The 19,941-nt window shown below is 60.0% G+C and carries 19 protein-coding genes; 13 read left to right on the top strand and 6 right to left on the bottom strand.

From position 1 onward, the window contains the following. Positions 1 to 129: 129 nt before the first annotated feature. The 5 genes from IB250_RS26825 to tauD all read left to right on the top strand — a co-directional run bounded on the left by IB250_RS26825 (position 130) and on the right by tauD (position 5,751). Entirely contained in the window at positions 130 to 912 is a 783-nt protein-coding gene (locus IB250_RS26825; RefSeq protein ID WP_192346565.1) for an efflux RND transporter periplasmic adaptor subunit, read from the top strand. After that, positions 909 to 2,228, top strand: a complete 1,320-nt coding sequence (locus IB250_RS26820) for an efflux RND transporter periplasmic adaptor subunit (protein ID WP_007906386.1) — start codon at positions 909 to 911, stop codon at positions 2,226 to 2,228. Before IB250_RS26825 ends, IB250_RS26820 begins: the two co-directional genes overlap by 4 nt. Continuing rightward, entirely contained in the window at positions 2,229 to 4,325 is a 2,097-nt protein-coding gene (locus tag IB250_RS26815; RefSeq protein ID WP_192346563.1) for a biotin/lipoyl-binding protein, read from the top strand. Between the two features lie 12 nt (positions 4,326 to 4,337). After that, positions 4,338 to 4,835, top strand: a complete 498-nt coding sequence (locus IB250_RS26810; protein WP_192346560.1) for a GNAT family N-acetyltransferase — start codon at positions 4,338 to 4,340, stop codon at positions 4,833 to 4,835. 73 nt (positions 4,836 to 4,908) lie between these two features. Beyond that, on the top strand, positions 4,909 to 5,751 hold the full coding sequence (tauD, locus tag IB250_RS26805) for a taurine dioxygenase (protein WP_192346558.1): 843 nt from the start codon (positions 4,909 to 4,911) through the stop codon (positions 5,749 to 5,751). A gap of 154 nt (positions 5,752 to 5,905) precedes the next feature. Here the strand turns inward: tauD and mgrA are convergent, their stop codons facing one another. From mgrA to IB250_RS26785, 4 genes are all read right to left on the bottom strand, one after another. Further along, positions 5,906 to 6,943, bottom strand: a complete 1,038-nt coding sequence (gene mgrA, locus IB250_RS26800; RefSeq protein WP_192346556.1) for an L-glyceraldehyde 3-phosphate reductase — start codon at positions 6,941 to 6,943, stop codon at positions 5,906 to 5,908. A 165-nt stretch (positions 6,944 to 7,108) separates the two neighbouring features. Next, positions 7,109 to 7,573, bottom strand: a complete 465-nt coding sequence (locus IB250_RS26795; protein ID WP_192346554.1) for a type II toxin-antitoxin system HicB family antitoxin — start codon at positions 7,571 to 7,573, stop codon at positions 7,109 to 7,111. After that, positions 7,570 to 7,752, bottom strand: coding sequence for a type II toxin-antitoxin system HicA family toxin (locus IB250_RS26790; RefSeq protein ID WP_008005171.1), 183 nt, complete (start codon positions 7,750 to 7,752; stop codon positions 7,570 to 7,572). The genes IB250_RS26795 and IB250_RS26790 overlap by 4 nt, the downstream gene beginning before the upstream one ends. A gap of 127 nt (positions 7,753 to 7,879) precedes the next feature. Further along, entirely contained in the window at positions 7,880 to 8,770 is an 891-nt protein-coding gene (locus tag IB250_RS26785; protein WP_192346552.1) for a LysR family transcriptional regulator, read from the bottom strand. Positions 8,771 to 8,894: 124 nt separating this feature from the next. On the opposite strand from IB250_RS26785, the gene IB250_RS26780 reads away from it, so the two are divergent. Next, the gene (locus IB250_RS26780; RefSeq protein WP_192346551.1) at positions 8,895 to 9,635 is read left to right on the top strand and encodes an SDR family oxidoreductase; all 741 of its coding nucleotides are present in this window, start codon (positions 8,895 to 8,897) and stop codon (positions 9,633 to 9,635) included. Positions 9,636 to 9,787: 152 nt separating this feature from the next. After that, positions 9,788 to 10,048: a hypothetical protein gene (locus IB250_RS26775; protein ID WP_192346549.1), complete on the top strand. Its 261-nt coding sequence runs from the start codon at positions 9,788 to 9,790 to the stop codon at positions 10,046 to 10,048. A 26-nt stretch (positions 10,049 to 10,074) separates the two neighbouring features. On the opposite strand, the gene betT is transcribed toward IB250_RS26775, so the two are convergent. Both betT and epsC read right to left on the bottom strand, forming a co-directional pair. Next, positions 10,075 to 12,030 carry a choline transporter BetT gene (gene betT, locus IB250_RS26770; protein WP_192346622.1) on the bottom strand — a complete coding sequence of 652 codons (1,956 nt, stop codon included), beginning with the start codon at positions 12,028 to 12,030 and terminating at the stop codon, positions 10,075 to 10,077. Between the two features lie 385 nt (positions 12,031 to 12,415). Then, positions 12,416 to 13,342: a serine O-acetyltransferase EpsC gene (epsC, locus tag IB250_RS26765; RefSeq protein WP_192346547.1), complete on the bottom strand. Its 927-nt coding sequence runs from the start codon at positions 13,340 to 13,342 to the stop codon at positions 12,416 to 12,418. Between the two features lie 190 nt (positions 13,343 to 13,532). Here epsC and IB250_RS26760 point away from each other — a divergent pair, with 190 nt between their 5' ends. From IB250_RS26760 to IB250_RS26735, 6 genes are all read left to right on the top strand, one after another. Further along, a complete protein-coding gene (locus IB250_RS26760) occupies positions 13,533 to 14,525 on the top strand; it encodes a D-cysteine desulfhydrase (RefSeq protein WP_192346545.1) in 993 nt (330 codons plus the stop codon). Between the two features lie 302 nt (positions 14,526 to 14,827). Next, complete coding sequence (tcyJ, locus tag IB250_RS26755) at positions 14,828 to 15,622, top strand: cystine ABC transporter substrate-binding protein (protein ID WP_008005157.1); 795 nt, start codon at positions 14,828 to 14,830, stop codon at positions 15,620 to 15,622. Further along, positions 15,622 to 16,287: a cystine ABC transporter permease gene (gene tcyL, locus IB250_RS26750; RefSeq protein WP_007903115.1), complete on the top strand. Its 666-nt coding sequence runs from the start codon at positions 15,622 to 15,624 to the stop codon at positions 16,285 to 16,287. Before tcyJ ends, tcyL begins: the two co-directional genes overlap by 1 nt. A 4-nt stretch (positions 16,288 to 16,291) precedes the next feature. Beyond that, positions 16,292 to 17,041: an L-cystine ABC transporter ATP-binding protein TcyN gene (tcyN, locus tag IB250_RS26745; RefSeq protein ID WP_008068688.1), complete on the top strand. Its 750-nt coding sequence runs from the start codon at positions 16,292 to 16,294 to the stop codon at positions 17,039 to 17,041. Positions 17,042 to 17,545: 504 nt separating this feature from the next. After that, positions 17,546 to 18,307 carry a hypothetical protein gene (locus IB250_RS26740; protein WP_192346543.1) on the top strand — a complete coding sequence of 254 codons (762 nt, stop codon included), beginning with the start codon at positions 17,546 to 17,548 and terminating at the stop codon, positions 18,305 to 18,307. A 379-nt stretch (positions 18,308 to 18,686) separates the two neighbouring features. Further along, the gene (locus tag IB250_RS26735) at positions 18,687 to 19,928 is read left to right on the top strand and encodes an SfnB family sulfur acquisition oxidoreductase (protein ID WP_192346541.1); all 1,242 of its coding nucleotides are present in this window, start codon (positions 18,687 to 18,689) and stop codon (positions 19,926 to 19,928) included. Positions 19,929 to 19,941: the final 13 nt, after the last annotated feature.

Below are 19,941 nucleotides of genomic sequence, written 5' to 3'. Positions count from 1 at the left end.
AGGAATCAAACGACCGCCTTGAAAGTTTTATCCTTTTTGAAACATTACATTTCCAACCAATGATGCCCATCCGCTTGACGCTCACCCCCGCTGTCATAGACTCCGCTCATCCGTCAGGGAGTTACGGTTATGCGGCGTTTTCGTGTTTGGGTTGCGGGATTGACCTTTGTAACGTGCGTAGTACAGGCGCAAACGCCTGCGCCAGACGATCCGTTGCTGGAAAGCAGCGCGGTTGGCGGGAATGCGTCGGCCAGCAGTGAAGCCCGTGGTGTGCTGCGGGCCCGGGATCAGGCGGTGCTTGCCAGCGAGTTGTCGGGGCGGATTGTCGAGTTGCCGTTCAGTGAGGGCGAGTCGTTCAAAAAGGGCGACACCCTGGCGCGGTTTGACTGTTCGGCTTATCAGGCTCAGCTCAATGCGGCTCAGGCCGCCAGCCGTGGTGCTGGTGAAGAACTGGCGCACAACAAACAACTGGCGGCATTGAATTCGGTCGGACGCTTTGAAGTGGCGCGAGCCGAGGCCAAGGTCAGCGAGATTCAGGCTCAGTCTCAGGTCTATCAGGTTCAGGTCAAACGCTGCAGCGTGGTTGCGCCGTTTGATGGCCAGGTCGTCGAACGTAAGGTCAAGCGCTACGAAAGCGTTGCCGCCGGCGCGCCGTTACTGGACGTGGTCGATAACCGCACCCTGGAAATTCACCTGTTGGTGCCATCGCGCTGGATGGGCAAGCTCAAGCCCGGCCAGACATTCAGTTTTGTCCCCGATGAAACCGGTCAGCCGCTGGATGCCACGGTCAAACGCCTCGGTGCGCGAATTGATGAAGGCAGCCAGACTTTGCTGCTGGTGGCGGCGTTGCCCAGCGCCAACGGTCTGTTGGCCGGCATGAGCGGAACGGCGCATTTCGCGGAGCTCAAATGAACGCCCCGGTGACCGGCGGCGCCGAGCAGGTGTTCGCCAGGTTTCTCGACCTCGAACGCCAGACCCGCGCCGCGCGCACGCCTTCGCAACTGGCTTACAGCCTGGTCAATGACGGTCAGGCGCTGTTCGGTTTCCGCCATGCCGCGCTGTTGATCGCCGGCAAGGTGCAGGCGGTTACCGGTGTCAGTGCCGTGGAACCGAATGCGCCGTTCGTGGCGTTTGTCGAGCAAGCAGTCGCACAGCTGTTCAAGCTTGAGGTGCTGAAACAGGCGCGGGTGATTGCGCCTGATCTCCTTAGCGAATCGATTCTGGCCGACTGGCAAAGTCTGTCAGCCGCTCAGGTGTTTTGGCTGCCGCTGATCGATCATCAGGGCGAGGTGTTCGGCGGTCTGTGGCTGGCGCGGGATGTGCCGTGGAACCCTTCCGAACAAGTGCTGCTGTCGCAACTGGGCGACACCTACAGCCATGCCTGGCTGGCGCAGCAACCACGCAAACCCTGGCGATTGCGCTGGACGCGCAAGCGTCAGGTGGCACTGGTTGCCGTGTTGTTGCTCGGGTTGCTGATCCCGGTGCGCCAATCGGTGCTGGCCCCGGCCGAAGTCGTCCCATTGGGCGGTCGGGTGGTCGCCGCGCCGCTGGACGGGGTGATCGCCGAGTTTCTGGTCAAACCCAATCAGGCGGTGAAAACCGGCGACCTGCTGCTGCGCTTCGAAAGCACCACGCTCAAGGCTCAAGCCGATGTGGCCGAGCGCGCCCTGGGCGTTGCCGAAGCGGAACTCAAGGCCAACTCCCAACGTTCCTTCGCCGATGCCGAGTCCAGTTCGAAAATCGATCTGCTGGCGGCGCGAGTGGAGCAGAAGCGCGCCGAACGGGATTACGCCCGTGAACTGCTCAAACGCAGCGAAGTACGAGCGGAGCGGGACGGTATCGCGGTGTTCGCCGACGCCGAACGCTGGACCGGCAAACCGGTGCAAACCGGCGAGCGGCTGATGGAAATCGCCGACCCGAACCAGGCCGAATTGCGCATCGAGTTGGCCGTGGGCGATGCGATTGCCCTGGAACCGGGCGCACAAGTCGCGCTGTTTCTCGACAGCGATCCGCTGCAGCGGCACTTGGCCAAACTCGAACGTTCGGCCTACGAAGCGCAGCCCACTGCTGCCGGGCAACTGGCTTATCGACTGGATGCAACGTTCGACGCCGCGCCACCGCGCATCGGCCTGCGTGGCACCGCGAAAGTCTTCGGCGACCGTGCGCCGCTGGCGTTGTATCTGTTGCGTCGACCGCTGGCCGGTTTGCGCCAGAGCGTGGGCCTTTAGATGAGCCTGCCGAGCCTGCGGGCAGACCTGCAATTGTCGGCGGCGGCCCCGGCCCTCGACGGGTCGCCGCGCTGGACCCTGGCCGACCCGGTGCGCGGGCGCTATTTCAAACTCGGTGCGGCGGCGATGCGCTTGCTGCGCCATTGGTCCCTGGGAGATCCGGAGCACGTGCTGCGTGCCGCCAACCGCGAACCGGGGCTGCCGCTGGATGGCGCGGCGCTTGAGCAATTGCTGGAGTTTTTGCGCGGCCACGATCTGATCAGCGCCCTCGACCCGTCGCAGCGCGCCAGTTACAGCCTGAAGGCCGCGGCTCAGCGCCAAAGCCTGTGGCAAATCCTGCTGCATCAATACCTGTTTTTCCGGATTCCGCTGTGGCGCCCGGACGCCTTTCTCAATCGCGCCTGGCCGTGGCTGGAGCGTTTCGGCCCGCGTGCATTGCGCTACGGATTGCCCGCGACGCTGGGGCTTGGGGTGTTTCTGGTGTCGCGGGACTGGCAGCGGTTTATCGCGACCTTTCCTCACCTGTTCAGCCTCGGCGGTGCGCTGGCGTTTGCTGTGGCGCTGTTTTTCGCCAAGCTGTGCCACGAGTTCGGCCACGCCTTCATGGCCAAGCGCGCCGGTTGTCGGGTGCAGAGCATGGGCGTGGCATTCATGGTGCTGCTGCCGATGTTTTACACGGATGTCAGCGACGCCTGGCGAGTCAATGATCGTCGGGCGCGGTTGCTGATTGGCGCCGGCGGGGTGCTGGCGGAACTGGTGCTGGCGTGTATCGCGCTGCTCGCCTGGTCACTGCTGCCTGACGGCCCCGGGCGCACGGCGGCGTTCATGCTCGCCAGTGCGACCTGGATCACCACACTGGTCATCAACCTTAACCCGTTCATGCGTTTCGACGGCTACTTCTTGCTCAGTGATTTCTGGGAAGTGGACAACCTTCAAGGGCGGGCCTTTGCCTTGTGCCGCTGGCGGCTGCGCGAGTTTTTGTTCGGCTACGCAGCCCCGGCACCGGAGCCTTGGTCGCCGAAGATGCAGCGGCGTTTGCTGATCTGGGGGTATGGCGCGTGGTTGTGGCGCGCGGTGCTGTTTTTCGGGATTGCGCTGGCGGTCTATCACCTGTTCTTCAAGGTGTTGGGGATTTTCCTGATGCTGGTGGAGTTGGTGTGGTTCATCTTCCTGCCGATCCTGAGCGAGTGGCGGCAATGGTGGAGCCGTCGCGAACAGGCGCATGCGCCTCGGGTACTGCTCAGCGGTCTGGTGTTGCTTGGGTTGTTGTTGCTGCTGGCGCTGCCTTGGCGTAGCGCGGTGGAGTTGCCGACGATGCTTGAGGCCGGACGCGCCAGCGCCCTGCACGCGCCGGTGGCGGCGCGGATCAAAACGGTGAATGTGCATGATGGCCAGGTCGTCGCTCAAGGTGAGGTGCTGATCGAACTGGAATCCCCGGATCTGGATTCACGCCAGGCCATCGTCCGTCGCGAAATCCAGATCCAGCAGTTGCAGATGCGTCGTCAGGCCGGCCGTAGCGAAACCGCGGCCGACGCCGGAATCGTCGAGCAGCGCCTGGCCGAAGCCGTGGCCGAATACCGCGGCCTGGCCGCTCAGCGTGAACGTCTGCTGCTGCGCGCCCCACACGGTGGCAAGGTGCGCGATCTGCTGTCGCAGTTAACGGTCGGCCGCTGGCTTTCGACCAAAGATCCTTTGGCACGGGTGGTCGAAGACGGTGCGCGGTTGCGCGGTTATCTGGCCGAAGCCGAACTCTGGCGTGTCGCCCCGGGAGCCAGCGGACGGTTCATCGCCGACGATCCGATGCACCCGGCGATCGCCGTGCAATTGAGCGAAATTGACACCAACGGCGTGGCTTATGTCGATCAGGAAGCGCTGACTTCCGATCACCACGGGCCGATCGCCGTGCGCCGCGATCAGCATCAACGCGCCGAGCCGGTACAGGCGCAGTACGGCGCGCGGTTAAGCATCCTCGAAAATACCCCGACGCCGGTGCAGCCATTGCGCGGCATTGTGGTGTTACAGGGCAGTGGTGAGTCGTTATTGGGCGTTGCCTGGCGACGCATGGCGGCGCTGGGGGTCAGGGAAAGCGGTTTCTGAGGAGGAACAGCGATGGCGAAGATCGATACAGTGGCAGCGGACGGCTTGGTAGTCAGGCCTTCGCGGACCAGTGATGGACCTTTTCTGCACAGCCTTTACCAGGCGGCGCGGCCGGATCTGCAATGGATCGACGGTGAGCAGGAAGTGGTTGAGCAGGTGGTTGCCCAGCAATTCAAGGTGCAGGAACAAGGGCTGGGGGAGAACTTCCCCAACGCCATGCATTATGTGATCGAGAAACTCGACACGGCCATCGGCGCACTGACCACCGACTTCGGCCCCAATGAAATCCGCGTGCTGTACCTGGCGTTTATCCCCCTGGCCCGCGGCAAGGGTTACGGTCGGACGGTGCTGCAAGGCGTGCAAAAAGCTGCGCAACAAATTCGCTGCCCCGTGGCGACGGTGGTCTGGGCCAATAACCTCCATGCTCGCCAGCATTACCTGGCGCTGGGGTTTCAGGTTGAAGAACGCAACCCGGCGGCAGAGCGGTTGGTGTGGTACCCACAGGGTTGAGCCCGGGGCAAGGCCCCCTCGCCACAGGCTCGCTCCCACATAAGCTCGATACAGAAATTCGAAGAGAACCACCATGAGTAACCTGACAATTATCCCTCTCAGCTCCGCCCTCGGCGCGCAAATCAGCGGCATCGATATCAGCCAGCCGCTGAACGTTGAGCAACGCGATGCCATCGAGCAGGCGCTGCTCAAGCATCAAGTGCTGTTCTTCCGCGACCAGCCGATCGAGCCGCAGCAGCAAGCGCGATTCGCCGCCTATTTCGGTGAGCTGCATATTCATCCGATCTACCCGAACGTGCCTGAGCAGCCAGAAGTGCTGATCCTCGACACCGCCGTCACTGACGTGCGGGACAACGCGATCTGGCACACCGACGTAACCTTCCTGCCGACTCCGGCGATGGGCGCGGTGCTCAGCGCCAAACTGCTGCCCGAATTTGGCGGCGACACGCTGTGGGCCAGTGGTATTGCGGCGTATGAAGCACTGTCCGCACCGATGAAAACCCTGCTAGAAGGGCTGACCGCCACTCACGATTTCACCCGCTCGTTCCCGCTGGAACGTTATGGCAATACACCGGACGCGTTGGCCCAGTGGGAAGAAGCCCGGCGCAAGAACCCGCCGCTATCGCACCCGGTGATTCGCACGCACCCGGTGAGCGGGCGCCGGTCGCTATTCGTCAATGAGGGGTTCACGTCGAAGATCAATGAGCTGTCGGAAACGGAAAGCGAGGTGATTCTGGAATTCTTGTTCGCCCACACCACACGACCGGAATTCACCATCCGCTGGCGCTGGCAGAAAGACGACATCGCGTTCTGGGACAATCGTGTGACCCAACATCACGCGGTGGATGATTACCGCCCGGCACGGCGGGTGATGCAGCGGGCGACGGTGTTGGGGGATGTGCCTTTCTTTCGGTGAGCACTCAGCTTCTTCAGTGGCTATGAGGGCCTCTTCGCGAGCAAGCCCGCTCCCACCGGTGATCGCATTCTTATCTAAGGACTCGGTCTAATGGGGGAGCGGGCTTGCTCGCGAAAGCTATGTGACAGGCGCCAGAAGACCCGGCGCCGAACACTTATTCAGCCGTCGAAGGCTTCTCCCAAAGATTGACCCCACCCTCCTGGGCAAACCGATCAATCTCCGCCAGTTCTTCCACGCTGAAACTCAGATTCTTCAACGCCCCGACGTTCTCGATAATCTGCTCCGGCCGGCTCGCGCCGATCAGCGCCGAGGTCACCCGTGGATCGCGCAGGGTCCAGGCCAGCGCCAACTGCGCCAGGCTCTGACCACGGCGCTTGGCGATTTCATTGAGTGCCCGCACATGGGCGATGTTGGCTTCGGACAGGTGAGCCGCCTGCAGCGAACCACCCCCCGGGCGATTGACCCGCGCATCCGCTGGCACGCCATTGAGGTATTTGTCAGTCAACAGCCCCTGAGCCAATGGCGTGAAGGCGATCACGCCGGTGCCGAGTTCATCGGTGGTGTCCAGCAGGTCCTTTTCCACCCAGCGGTTGAGCAGGTTGTAGGCCGGTTGATGGATCAGCAACGGTACTTTCCACTCCTTCAGCAACCCGGCGATTTCACGGGTTTTCACCCCGGAATAAGACGAGATGCCGATGTACAGCGCCTTGCCCTGCTGCACGGCAGTGGCCAGTGCGCTGGCGGTTTCTTCAAGCGGCGTGTCCAGGTCAAAGCGGTGGGAATAGAAGATGTCTACGTAATCGAGGCCCAGACGTTGCAGGCTCTGGTCGAGGCTGGCCAGCACGTATTTACGTGAACCACCGCCCTGACCGTAAGGGCCGGGCCACATGTCCCAACCGGCCTTGCTGGAGATGATCAACTCGTCGCGATACTGCTTGAAGTCTTCACGCAGCAAACGACCGAAGTTGATCTCGGCGCTGCCATACGGCGGGCCGTAGTTGTTGGCCAGGTCGAAATGGTTGATGCCCAGATCGAATGCCGTGCGCAGCAACGAACGCTGGGTATCGATTGGCGTGCTGTCGCCGAAGTTGTGCCACAAGCCCAGGGACAACGCCGGCAGCACCAACCCGCTGCGACCCACGCGGCGGTAAGGGATGGAATCGTAGCGGTTTTCGGCAGCGGTGTAGGTCATCGAATCCTCTCTTGTCGGTCTTGAATGGGGTATCGACTGCTTTGCAAGTTGCCCAGCATACGCTTGGACAAACGCCGATAAACCTCGGACTCGAGAAAATGCTGAAACGTTTCACAAATTATTAAATCTGACCCACCGCATAGCGCCGATATCCACTCCCAACGTTTACGCCGACAACTCACGCAACGCGGCAGCCGCCAAAAAACCAGATCTTGAGCTGTATCGCTGATCTCGTCTGACCGTCTGGTCGATACGCTCAAGCAATTGCTCAGGGAGCGTGGCATTGAAGCGCACCGACTTGCCGAAGTAAGGCGTGATATCGAAGTCGACAACCCCCCACACACCGCCAGCGTAATCAGGGTTATCAAGATGATCGTCAATCTCACGCACCTGCGGCAGTGGATCACCATCGGCGACCAAGCCTTCATAGTGCAAAGCCAACGCTTCTTTCACGTTTTCAAATGCCTGCGCCACAGTAGCGCCCGCGGAGAAGCAACCCGGCACGTCCGGGATAATCACTCCGTATTCTGAGTCGGCATCCTTGTGCAGAACGACCGGAAATTTCATTTCGATGAGTCCTTCCTGTGATGTGGCCCCTTCGAGGCTCTCGTTTCCGATGTCGGGCCTCATTTCAGACCCGCCTGTTTCAATATGCTGTTGATCGTTCCTTTTGGAAGATCCGAATCAGGGTGTTTTATCGTCACCCTGCCTGACTTGCACGAATGCTTGTACTGATGATGGCTACCTTTCACGGCCACCAGATACCAGCCATCCTCCTCGATCATCCTGATCATTTCCCGACTTCGCATCACCTTCGTCCTTGTGGGCAGCATCTGCTGAGCACATTACGCGATGATCACACCTCAATACACACGATACACACTCTGATAAATATTAGCCGAACTCAAGCAAGCCAGATTGCCCGCGGACCATCGGTTATCGGGCCTGCGCAAACACCTCCCCCAACCAATCCACAAACACCCGAACCCGTGGCGACATGTGTTTGTTATGGGGATACAACACGGAAACCGGCATCGGCGGCGGTGGTGTGTCGACCAGGATTTCCTGCACAAGCCCTTGGGAAATCAGGGCTTCCATTCGGTAATGCGGGCACTGGATCAGGCCCAATCCGGCAATCGCCGAGGCCGCGTAAATCTCTGCACCGAACACAGACAGCGCACCTTCGATGGCCACTTCCTTGAGTTCGCCATCGACCACGAATTCAAACGGGAACAGCTTGGCGGTGGTACGTGAAACGTAGTTCACCGCACGATGGCGGCTCAGGTCCTCGAGGTTTTTCGGTTCGCCATATCTGCGCAGGTAGGCAGGACTGGCGCAGGTAATCTGTCGCAGGTTGGCGACACGTTTACCGATCAGTGCCGAGTCGCCCAAGGTGCCGGCGCGCAACACGCAATCAACGCCTTCGGCGATCAGGTCGACGAAGCGGTCGGCTTCGCTGATGGACAGTTCGATGTCCGGGTAGCGCGCCATGAATTGCGGCAACGCCGGGATCACGAAGTGCTTGGCCAAGGTGCCGTGCAGATCCACACGCAACCGCCCTTTCGGCGCTACGCTGCGGAATGCCAGTTCGGCCTCTTCCAGTTCCGCCAGCAACTGCACGCAACGCAGGTAATACGCCTCTCCGTCCAGCGTCGGACGGACCTTGCGGGTACTGCGCTCCAATAAACGAGTACCGAGCCAGGCTTCGAACTGATTCAGCGTGTGGGTCAGCGTCGCCCGCGGCAGATTCAGGTCATCGGCCGCCAGGGTGAAGCTGCTGCGCTCGTAGATCCGCACGAACACCTTCATCGCTTTGACTTGGTCCACGGGTCACTCCTGGCGCTCGATTGTTGGCGATTATTGAACAGTCAAGGCAACTCTCATGCATTTATCGGCCTGAGTAAACATGTGAGTCTGGCTCCACTTCAAACCACTCCAAGGAATCAACGCCATGACTGCTCAAACATCGAAAGTTGCCATCGTGACCGGCGCCTCCCGCGGCATCGGCGCTGTGATCGCCAGGCAACTGGCCAGCGAAGGTTTCGCCGTCGCCATCAACTACGCCAGCAGCGCCACTGAAGCCTCAAAACTGGTGGTGGAGTTGCGTCAGGCCGGGCATCAGGCCATAGCGGTCAAGGCTGACGTGGCCAATGCCGATGACGTGCGCCGGTTGTTCGACCAAACCGAAACGCAATTGGGCAAGGTCGATGCGCTGATCAACAACGCCGGCACCCTCAAAGTGATGCCGCTGGCGCAGCACACCGACGAACTGTTCGACCAGACTTTCAACATCCACGCCCGCGGCACCTTCAACACCTTGCGTGAAGCGGCAACCCGCCTGAACAGCGGCGGCCGGATCATCAACTTCTCCAGCAGCACCGTTGGCCTTAACTTGCCGGGCTATGCGGTGTACATCGCCAGCAAAGCGGCGGTGGAATCCCTGACCCAGGTGTTCGCCAAGGAAATGCGCGGGCGCAACATCACCGTCAACGCGGTGGCGCCTGGCCCGGTGGCGACTGAGCTGTTTTTGCACGGCAAGAGCGAAGAGCAAATCCAGACTTTCGCCAAGATGCCTCCACTGGAGCGTTTGGGTCAGCCGGAGGATATTGCTCGCGTTGTGTCGTTTCTGGCGGGGCCGGATTCGGCTTGGGTCAATGGGCAGATTTTGCGGGTGAATGGCGGGTTGGTTTAACTATGCTCGATGTATTGGGGTGAATCAGCAAGCCCGCTCCCACAGGGATCGGCAGTGAACACAACGTCTGTGAACACCCGCGACCACTGTGGGAGCGGGTTTGCCCGCGAAGGCGGCCTCAAGGGCAGCACATCTGAAGGGAGAAACTCACCATGCACACAGCAATCATCATCTTCTTCGGCCTGGTCCTGCTGGCGCTGATGCTGTTCATCGGCGAGAAAATCGGTTTCTCCCGCCAGACCCTGGCCTACAGCTTTGTCGTGCTGTGGCTGGCGTTGACCTTGATCAACGGCGCGGTCGGCATGGTCAACGCCGGCCAGCCGTTGAGCACGGAACTGGTGGTGGGTAGCGCAGTATTCGGCGTGCCGGTGGCGGCGCTGGTGTTGTTCATGACGATGAGCACTGACGCCTGACAAGACATCAGCGCCACCCGCGTAGATCAACGCACCAGGTGCAGGAACTGCATGTGCCGCTCGTACTGGTCGAGGATGTCGTTGATGACCTGCTCCTTGGTGTAGCCCACCAGATCGTAATCCTGACTGCCCTCGCGCAAATGCACTTCGGCCCGGTGGTAACGACGGTTGTTGAGTTGCTTGGAGCCCATGCCGCCACGGGCGAACGATGGCGTGAAGTACCCGCGCATCTGCACCTGATAGATGAACGGATGCAGTTCGCCGTGACCGATCTCCAGGCTGACGTTGTCATTGGCCGGATCGGGCTGAGTGACCACGTGCAAGCCCTTCTCGACGAACACTGCCGTCACTTCTTCAATCGCCGGGCGCACCGTCGTATCGAGGAAGCGATAGACCTCATCGCGCGACGGGAAATGCACCGCCTGACTCAAGCGCTGACGCCAACCTCCGCGACGCGAGCCGGACACCGGCGCAAGGGAATGCAGTTGCGCGATCTGCTTCTGCGATTCCAGATAAAACGCCTTGTGCAGCCCCCACATCATCAGCAGCAAAATCAACGAGAACGGCAACGAGGTCAGCACCACCGCTGACTTCAAGGCGTCGATGCTGCCGGAGAACAACAGCGCGCTGGTCACCAACGCCGTCATCGCGCCCCAGAACACTCGCAGCCATTTCGGCCCGTCTTCATCCGGGTTACCGCCCTTGGCGGACAAGGTCGACAACACCACAGTGCCGGAGTCGGCGGAGGTCACGAAGAACACGAAGCTGATGAACACCGTGACCGCAATCACGGTTTTGCTCCACGGGTAGGTTTCCAGCAGCAGGTACAGGGTCATCGACGGGTTGTCGATGGCCGACATCCCGAGCGCGCTCATGCCGTGGTTGAGGACCTGATCGATGGCGCTGTTGCCGAAGATCGACATCCAGGCCAGGGTGAAACCAAGCGGAATCAGCAGCACGCCGAAGACGAATTCACGGATGGTCCGGCCACGGGAAATCCGCGCGATAAACAGGCCCACGAACGGCGACCATGCAATCCACCAGGCCCAGTAGAACACCGTCCAGCCGCCCAGCCAGTCGCTCGGCTTATCGTAGGCGTAGAGGTCGAAACTCTTCATCGGCAAGGCGCCGAGGTAGTCGCCGATGTTCTGGATTAGTGTGTTGAGCAAGTGCTGGGTGGGGCCGGCGAACAACACGAACAGCAGCAGCGCACAGGCCAGCAGCATGTTGATGTCGGACATCACCCGCACGCCTTTATCGACGCCGGACACCGCAACGATGATCGCCGCGCCCATCATCAGCGTGATCAACCCAACCTGAATCCACTGGGTGTGGGCGATGCCGAACAGGTAATCGAGCCCTGAGTTGAGGTGCAAAACACCAAAGCCCATATCGGCGCCGAGGCCGAACACCGTGGCGATGATGCCGAAGCCATCCACCGCGTAACCGATGGGGCCGTTGATGCGCTTGCCGATCAACGGATACAGCGCCGAACGCAGAGCCAGCGGCAGGTTATGTCGATAGGCGAAATAAGCCAGCGCCATGCCGACGAAGGCGAACACGCCCCAACCGTGCAGGCCCCAGTGCAGAAACAGAATCTGCATCGCCTGACGCGCCGCATCCGCCGTACCAGCCTCACCTTGCGGCGGTTGTGCCAGGTGCGTCAGCGGTTCGGACACGCAAAAGAAAAACAGCGTGATGCTGATCCCGGCGGCAAACAGCATGCCGGCCCAGGACAGGTAGCTGAATTCGGGCTCGTCGTGGTCGGCACCGAGCTTGATCTTGCCGTAGCCAGACAAGGCGGTGACCACCACGAAGACCAGATACAGCGTCATCGCGAGCATGTAGTACCAACCGACCGTATTGGCCGCCCAGTTTTGCGCTTGCAGAAGCCAGGCACCGGCCTGTTCGGGTATCGCCATGACCACAACGGCGAACAACAAAATAAAGGTCGCCGCGAAATAAAACACCGGCGGATTCATGCGGACCTGGCCGCTTGCGGGGGTAGACGATGCACTCATGAAAAGTGCACCTCGAGAGGGCGAAACAGGGCAATCAATAACGGACTCGGCAAAGGCAAGCCTCCTGTTGTGAGCGGGCAGCAAACCGACGGTTTAACTTGAATGAGCGTTCAAGTTAAACATGGATAGGGGGCTAAGGACTAATCGCAGGGCTCGGCGGTACTTTCCGTACGCTAGCTCAAGGATGGGTATGACGCGGGGTTTGGGGGATTTTGTAGGAGCTGTCGAGTGAAACGAGGCTGCGATCTTTTCAAAGTCAAAAGATCGCAGCCTCGTTTCACTCGACAGCTCCTACGGCTCCTACAGCCAGTGAAGACTGTTTATCTGTCACCAAAAAGCCGGGGGCTTACTTTTGTGTCCCATCATCATGCTGCAAATTCGCCTGGCTGAGGTTGCACCCCGCCGGCACACTGCGGGTCAGCCAGACGTTGCCGCCGATGGTCGAGCCCTTGCCGATGGTGATGCGCCCCAGAATCGTCGCGCCGGCATAGATCACCACATCGTCCTCGACGATCGGATGGCGCGGATGGCCCTTCTGCAACTGGCCGTCTTCGTCCGCCGGGAAGCGCTTGGCGCCCAGGGTCACCGCTTGATAAATCCGCACGCGCTCGCCAATGATCGCGGTCTCGCCGATCACCACGCCTGTCCCGTGATCGATGAAGAAACTTCGACCGATCTGCGCCCCCGGATGGATGTCGATGCCGGTGGCCGAGTGGGCGATTTCCGCGCTGATCCGCGCCAGCAGCGGCAAGCCGGCGCGATACAGATGATGAGCCAGACGATGGTGAATCACCGCCAGAATCCCCGGATAGCAGAGCAACACTTCATCGACGCTGCGAGCCGCCGGGTCGCCGTGATAGGCCGCCAGCACGTCGGTGTCCAGCAGAGTGCGCAACCCCGGCAAAGCCAGTGCGAAATCCTGAATGATCTGGATGGTTTTGGCCTCGACTTCAGTGTCGGCCTGGGCACTGTGGCGCGCGGCGTAACGCAGTTCGAGCCGCGCCTGAGCCAGCAACGCGTTCAATGCTACGTCCAGCGTGTGACCGACGTAGAAGTCTTCACTCTCCTCGCGCAAATCCACCGGGCCCAGACGCATCGGGAACAACGCACCGCACAAGGCTTCGAGAATATCCGCCATGGCCGCTCGGGACGGCAACTCGCGACCGCCCTGCTCGCCGCTGGCACGGCCGTTTTGTGCGCGCCACTGCTCGCGCGCCGTACGCAGTTGGCTGACGATGGTCTGCAATTGCCAATGGCTGGAACGCTCGCTCACGGTAAAAACTCCTCACGGGCGGCCGGACAGTCTGGCCGCGTTAACCGCGATTACTTTACGGCAACGGCTTGCAGCCGAATTAAGAACCAATAGTGCTGTGCTCAATACTTTTGGCTATAAGCGATTGGCAGTTGCCCCACCAAATACCCGTGCCTATAGTCCTGACATCTTCCTCCGCCAGTACGGACCCATGATCAAACAACAGCTTGCCCGCTTTAACCGCCTCGACCTGCTCGGTCATCCTACGCCCCTGGAAAAACTCGAACGCCTGTCGACCTGGCTGGGCCGCGATGTGTACGTCAAACGCGATGACCTGACGCCATTGGCGCTGGGCGGCAACAAGCTACGCAAACTCGAATACCTGGCCGCCGATGCCTTGGCCCAGGGCGCTGATACGTTGATCACTGCAGGCGCGATCCAGTCCAACCACGTGCGCCAGACCGCTGCCATTGCAGCCAAGCTTGGCCTGGGCTGCGTGGCCCTGCTGGAAAATCCGCTGGGCACTGACGACAGCAACTATGTCGGCAACGGCAATCGGTTATTGCTGGACCTGTTCGATGCCAAGGTCGAGCTGGTGGAAAACCTCGACAACGCCGACGAGCAATTGGAAGCGCTGGCCGGGCGTCTGCGCAGCAACGGTAAAAAGCCGTATCTGGTGCCGATTGGTGGCTCGAATGCATTGGGCGCTTTGGGTTATGTCCGTGCAGGCCTGGAGCTGGCCGAACAGATCAAGGACACCGGGCTGAATTTCGCCGCCGTGGTGCTGGCGTCCGGCAGTGCCGGCACCCACAGCGGCCTGGCGCTGGCCTTGAGCGAAGCACTGCCGGATTTGCCAGTGATCGGCGTGACTGTTTCCCGTAGCGATGAAGATCAACGACCGAAAGTCCAGGGCCTCGCCGAGCGCACGGCCGAGATGCTGGGCGTGGGCCTGCCGGCGAATTTCAAAATCGAACTGTGGGACGAGTATTTCGGCCCGCGTTATGGCGAGCCGAATGCCGGGACACTGTCGGCGCTGAAGCTGCTGGCGAGCCAGGAAGGGTTGTTGCTGGATCCGGTGTACACCGGCAAGGCCATGGCCGGTTTGCTCGACGGCATCGGGCGCCAGCGCTTCAATGACGGCCCGATCATCTTCCTGCACACCGGTGGGGCGCCGGCGTTGTTTGCCTACAAAGACTTTCTGTAAATGATCGTTCCCATGCTCTGCGTGGGAATGCAGCCCGTGACGCTCCGCGTCACTGGACGCGGAGCGTCCCTAGAGGCATTCCCACGCAGGAGCGTGGGAACGATCACTTAATATTCATTTAAAGAATAACAAACTTGATATTTAGTATTTTCCTATCTAAAGGCAACATCATATAGTCGCGCCGCAGGCGAATTTGCAGCAAGACGCATAAGCTGCTTTAGGGCAGGATATCGCAGTCGTTCAAATCCCGAATTTGCCAACTTTCCTTAAGCGTCTTCCATAAGAAAACACAGGGGCTTGTCATGAATTTTTCCGCATTACGTCGAAATCTGCTGGTGGGTTCGCTGGGCCTGGCGCTGAGCGCCGGCCTGCTCGGGCAGGCAGTGGCCGGTGAGCAGCTGCAAAAAATCAAGGACGCAGGCGTGATCAACGTCGGTCTGGAAGGCACTTATCCACCGTTCAGCTTCGTCGACGAGGCCGGCAAACTGAGCGGCTTCGAAGTCGAGTTCTCCGAAGCCTTGGCCAAAGAGCTGGGCGTGAAGGTCAAACTGCAGCCGACCAAATGGGAAGGCATCCTCGCTGCGTTGGAATCCAAGCGTCTGGACGCGGTGATCAACCAGGTGACCATCACCGAAGAGCGCAAGAAGAAGTACGACTTCTCCACGCCTTACACCGTTTCCGGGATTCAGGCGCTGACCCTGACCAAAAACAAAGACACCATCAAGACCGCCGCCGATCTGGCCGGCAAGAAAGTCGGCGTAGGTCTGGGTACCAACTACGAGCAGTGGGTGAAAGAGAATGTGCCTAAGGCTGACGTCCGCACCTACGAAGATGATCCGAGCAAGTTCCAGGATCTGCGCGTCGGCCGCATCGACGCCATTCTGATCGACCGTCTGGCCGCGCTGGAATATGCCAGGAAGGCCAAGGACACTGCCGCCGCCGGCGAAGCGTTCTCCCGCCAGGAAGCCGGTATTGCCCTGCGCAAAGGCGAGCCTGAGCTGCTGGCCGCGGTGAACAAAGCCATCGACAAGCTGCGTGCCGACGGTACGCTGAAAAAGCTGTCGGAAAAATACTTCAGCGCTGACGTCACTCAATAATGGGAGAAGCTTTTCAACTTGCGCTGGACTCCGCGCCCTTTCTGCTCAAGGGCGCGTACTACACGGTCATCCTGAGCCTGGGCGGAATGTTCTTCGGCCTGCTGATGGGCTTCGGCCTGGCATTGATGCGGCTGTCGCGCTTCAAACTGGTGAGCTGGATTGCCCGCATCTATGTGTCGTTCTTTCGCGGCACGCCGTTGCTGGTGCAACTGTTCGTGATCTATTACGGCTTGCCGCAACTGGGCATCGAACTTGATCCATTGCCGGCTGCCCTGATCGGCTTCTCGCTGAACATGGCCGCCTACGCCTGCGAAATCCTGCGTGCCGCCATCAGCTCCATCGAGCGCGGCCAGTGGGAAGCCGCCGCCAGTATCGGCATGACCCGCGCGCAAACCCTGCGCCGGGCCATCCTGCCGCAAGCGGCGCGCACGGCCTTGCCACCGTTGGGCAACAGCTTTATCTCGCTGGTCAAGGACACGGCGCTGGCAGCCACCATTCAGGTGCCGGAGCTGTTCCGTCAGGCACAGCTGATTACCGCTCGCACCTTCGAAATTTTCACCATGTATCTTGCCGCTGCGCTGATCTACTGGGTTCTGGCGACTGTACTGTCGCACCTGCAGAACCAGTTGGAAGCGCGGGTCAATCGGCACGACCAGGAGTCCTGACCCAATGATTGTCGTGGAAAAACTGACAAAGCAGTTCAAGGGTCAGGTGGTGCTCAACGGCATCGATCTGCAGGTGAAGGAAGGCGAGGTGGTGGCGATCATCGGCCCCAGCGGCTCGGGCAAGACCACCTTCCTGCGTTGCCTGAACTTTCTCGAGGAGCCTAGCAGCGGCCGGATCAAGGTCGGCGACATCGAGATCGATGGCAGCCGCCCCCTGAACCAGCAGCAGAGCCTGGTACGGCGCTTGCGCCAGCACGTGGGCTTTGTGTTCCAGAACTTCAACCTGTTCCCCCATCGCACCGCCCTGGAAAACGTGATCGAAGGCCCGTTGGTGGTGAAAAAGATCCCGCGCGCCGAAGCCGTTGCCCTGGGTAAAAAGCTGTTGGCCAAGGTCGGCCTGGCGGGCAAGGAAGACGCTTACCCGCGACGCCTCTCCGGCGGTCAGCAACAGCGTGTGGCGATTGCCCGGGCGTTGGCGATGGAACCGGAAGTGATCCTGTTCGATGAACCGACCTCGGCGCTGGACCCGGAACTGGTGGGTGAAGTGCTGGCGACCATCCGCGGCCTGGCCGAGGAGAAACGCACCATGGTGATCGTTACCCACGAAATGGGCTTTGCCCGGGACGTGGCCAACCGCGTGGTGTTTTTCGACAAGGGTGTGATCGTCGAACAAGGCGAAGCCAAGGCTCTGTTTGCCAACCCGAAAGAGGAACGGACGAAGCAGTTTCTCAGCAAGTTTCTTAATAACGCTTAGTGCTGCCCCACTCCAAAATTGTCAACTTCCATGGATGGAAGTGGCATTAACTCCGCTTTATAAAAGCAAATAGCATCTTTCAACGATTCACACCATTCGCCCCCACCCTAAATAACTTCCCGGCCTCCCATGCGGTACATATATATGTCCTGCAACAGATTCATATCGCCTAAAATTTATAAAATACTCTGCTACCCACGCTCAGAGGGTTGCTGCCTCAGAGGCATAAAACCCACCAAATACCACACTTTATTCGACAGAGTGATGCGGTTTATTAACCATACTGCGTAGGAGCTTTCTGAATCACGCAAGAACTAACCTTTAACCAACCCACGCTATTGACACCTATTCAAACGCACTTTTATCTAGTTCCCAACAGGCAACAGCCATCACACTCATTATTATTTAATCGCGCCAATAGCGAATCGTTTTGTTGCTTGGTAATTCACGCCTTTCGATCTTTCAGAAATGGACTTCGTGGCAAAGCCTCAAGGAGAGAAACCCATGACCAGCACTTCCAACAAACCTGAACTTGCAGCCCCGACCCTGGCGCAAAGCCACAAGGCCGGTATCAACATCACCTCGGCCGCTCATCTTATGATCGACGTGCCACCCTACCCCGGCATGGATGAAGGCGATCTGATCGAGCTGTTTTGGGACAACTGCTATGTCGCCTCCAGCGTGTTGGGGGCCGACCATGACAGTAAAGCCGTGAGCCTGCGGGTGCCGGAAAGCTTCATTGCCAATGGTTCTGCCCGCGTCCATTACAAGGTCATGCAGGTCGGGCAAGGGCCAGCGGTATCACCGGCGGCGCACGTCCAGATCAAACTCGATTGCCCGGGCGGCCCCTCGCCCCTTTGTGATGAGGAAAACCAGAGCCTGGCACCGGTGTTTATCCCCGAGACCATTCGCCGTCAGGGGGTCAATCCGAACCAGGTCAAGCGCGGTGTCCCGTTGACCATCGAACCGTACCTGAACATGGCCGCCGAAGACGAAATCACCTTGCGCTGGGGCGACGTGCGCATGGACCTGCCCAAGCTCAAGGCTTGCGATGTGGGTCAGCCGATTCAGGTGTGGGTGCCCCCGGCGATCATTGTCGAAGCCGGCGAAGACCTTCGACTGGAAGTGACCTATTGCATCCTCGATCGCGTAGGTAACAACTCGCGGTGGGCACCGGCCCGCACACTGAAGATCGGCTGTGCCAATCCCTATTTGAAGGCCCGACCAAAGGAGTTACTCATGGCCGCCGAACCCCGCAAACACTGAGATCCATGTAGCAGCTGGCGAAGCCTGCGTTCGGCTGCGCAGCAGTCGTGAAATCAGACACTGCGGTCATTCAGTTGAACCGCGAGCTCAGGTTTGACGACTGCTACGCAGCCGAACGCAGGCTTCGCCAGCTGCTACAAGGGGCGTGCCAACTCATCTATGGGGTGAGTAACGTACCTTCTATGCATATTCCTAAAAGTTAGTTCATTAATTATTTATACACGTTTAGGGTATATACACCGGACCACCGGACATTCGTGTTTTTCGTTCGCCGCAACCCATGCGGCGCTTTCATGAGATGTGAGGTAGGTATGGTCCGGAACACAATCACCCCAGTGCAAATCGCCAGGGCATTGCGTGCAGCCAAGGAGCGGCACTGATGTCCAGTCTGGCAGACGCAGTAATCCAGAGTGATCTGGACATCGCCCCATTGTTGTTGCCCGCGCAGGTCTTGCGCAACGACGCACAAGCCATCAAGGCTGCCCATGAGCTGGCGCAAGTCGCCCGCCTGCAAGCAGCCAAACGTGACCAGCAACGCAAGTTGCCGTGGTCGGAAATCGAGCAGTTCACCCGCAGCGGTCTGGGCAGTATTTCCATCCCGCGAGAATACGGTGGCCCGCAGGTTTCATTCGTCACCCTGGCCTCGGTGTTCGCGATCATTTCCGCGGCCGATCCGGCGCTGGGACAAATCCCGCAGAACCAGTTCGGGATTCTCAACCTGATACTCGGCGCCGCCACCGAGTCGCAGAAAAAGCAGCTGTTCAAAAGCGTGCTCGAAGGCTGGCGGATCGGTAACGCGGGACCGGAGCGCGGGACCAAAAACACCCTGGAGCTCAAGGCACGGATCACCGCCGATGGCGATGGCTTCGTCATCAACGGGCAGAAGTTCTATTCCACCGGCGCGTTGTTCGCCCACTGGGTGGCCGTCAAGGCGCTGAATGACGACGGCAAGCAAGTGCTGGCCTTCGTCCGTCGCGGCACACCAGGGCTGCGCATCGTTGATGACTGGTCGGGGTTCGGCCAGCGCACCACTGCCAGCGGCACCCTTTTGCTCAACAACGTGCGGGTCGACGCCGAGCTGGTGGTGGATAACTGGAAGATCAACGACAGCCCGAATACTCAAGGCGCCGTGTCGCAGTTGATTCAAGCAGCCATCGACGCCGGCATTGCCCGGGGCGCCATCGATGACGCCATCGAATTCGTGCAAAAGCGCGCACGCCCCTGGATCGACGCCAAGGTCGACCGGGCCAGCGACGACCTCTATGTGATCGCCGACATCGGCAAGCTGAAAATCGAACTGCACGCCGCCGAAGCGTTGTTGCGCAAGGCCGGGCAAGTACTCGATCAGGTCAACGCCGCGCCGCTCACCGTCGAGTCCGCTGCACGCGCCTCGATTGCCGTGGCGGAAGCCAAAGTGCTGACCACCGAGATCTCGCTGCTGGCCAGCGAAAAGCTCTTCGAACTGGCCGGCAGCCGCGCCACCCTCGCCGAATTCAACCTCGACCGCCACTGGCGCAATGCCCGGGTGCACACGCTGCACGACCCGGTGCGCTGGAAGTATCACGGGGTCGGCGCTTACCACCTCAATGGAACCTTGCCTGCGCGGCATTCCTGGATCTGACGACCAGAACCTT

The sequence above is a fragment of the Pseudomonas sp. PDM09 genome (assembly GCF_014852305.1).
Classification (GTDB): domain Bacteria; phylum Pseudomonadota; class Gammaproteobacteria; order Pseudomonadales; family Pseudomonadaceae; genus Aquipseudomonas.
This window is presented reverse-complemented; position numbering and strand designations above follow the sequence as displayed.

Coding starts and splice junctions, on each gene's coding strand:
- IB250_RS26825 (WP_192346565.1), top strand. CDS start 130: ATGCGGCGTTTTCGTGTTTGGGTTGCGGGATTGACCTTTGTAACGTGC.
- IB250_RS26795 (WP_192346554.1), bottom strand. CDS start 7,573: ATGAGGCCCGACATCGGAAACGAGAGCCTCGAAGGGGCCACATCACAG.
- betT (WP_192346622.1), bottom strand. CDS start 12,030: ATGAATCCGCCGGTGTTTTATTTCGCGGCGACCTTTATTTTGTTGTTC.
- tcyL (WP_007903115.1), top strand. CDS start 15,622: ATGGGAGAAGCTTTTCAACTTGCGCTGGACTCCGCGCCCTTTCTGCTC.
- tcyN (WP_008068688.1), top strand. CDS start 16,292: ATGATTGTCGTGGAAAAACTGACAAAGCAGTTCAAGGGTCAGGTGGTG.
- IB250_RS26820 (WP_007906386.1), top strand. CDS start 909: ATGAACGCCCCGGTGACCGGCGGCGCCGAGCAGGTGTTCGCCAGGTTT.
- IB250_RS26815 (WP_192346563.1), top strand. CDS start 2,229: ATGAGCCTGCCGAGCCTGCGGGCAGACCTGCAATTGTCGGCGGCGGCC.
- IB250_RS26775 (WP_192346549.1), top strand. CDS start 9,788: ATGCACACAGCAATCATCATCTTCTTCGGCCTGGTCCTGCTGGCGCTG.
- IB250_RS26780 (WP_192346551.1), top strand. CDS start 8,895: ATGACTGCTCAAACATCGAAAGTTGCCATCGTGACCGGCGCCTCCCGC.
- IB250_RS26810 (WP_192346560.1), top strand. CDS start 4,338: ATGGCGAAGATCGATACAGTGGCAGCGGACGGCTTGGTAGTCAGGCCT.
- tcyJ (WP_008005157.1), top strand. CDS start 14,828: ATGAATTTTTCCGCATTACGTCGAAATCTGCTGGTGGGTTCGCTGGGC.
- mgrA (WP_192346556.1), bottom strand. CDS start 6,943: ATGACCTACACCGCTGCCGAAAACCGCTACGATTCCATCCCTTACCGC.
- tauD (WP_192346558.1), top strand. CDS start 4,909: ATGAGTAACCTGACAATTATCCCTCTCAGCTCCGCCCTCGGCGCGCAA.
- IB250_RS26735 (WP_192346541.1), top strand. CDS start 18,687: ATGTCCAGTCTGGCAGACGCAGTAATCCAGAGTGATCTGGACATCGCC.
- IB250_RS26740 (WP_192346543.1), top strand. CDS start 17,546: ATGACCAGCACTTCCAACAAACCTGAACTTGCAGCCCCGACCCTGGCG.
- IB250_RS26760 (WP_192346545.1), top strand. CDS start 13,533: ATGATCAAACAACAGCTTGCCCGCTTTAACCGCCTCGACCTGCTCGGT.
- IB250_RS26790 (WP_008005171.1), bottom strand. CDS start 7,752: ATGCGAAGTCGGGAAATGATCAGGATGATCGAGGAGGATGGCTGGTAT.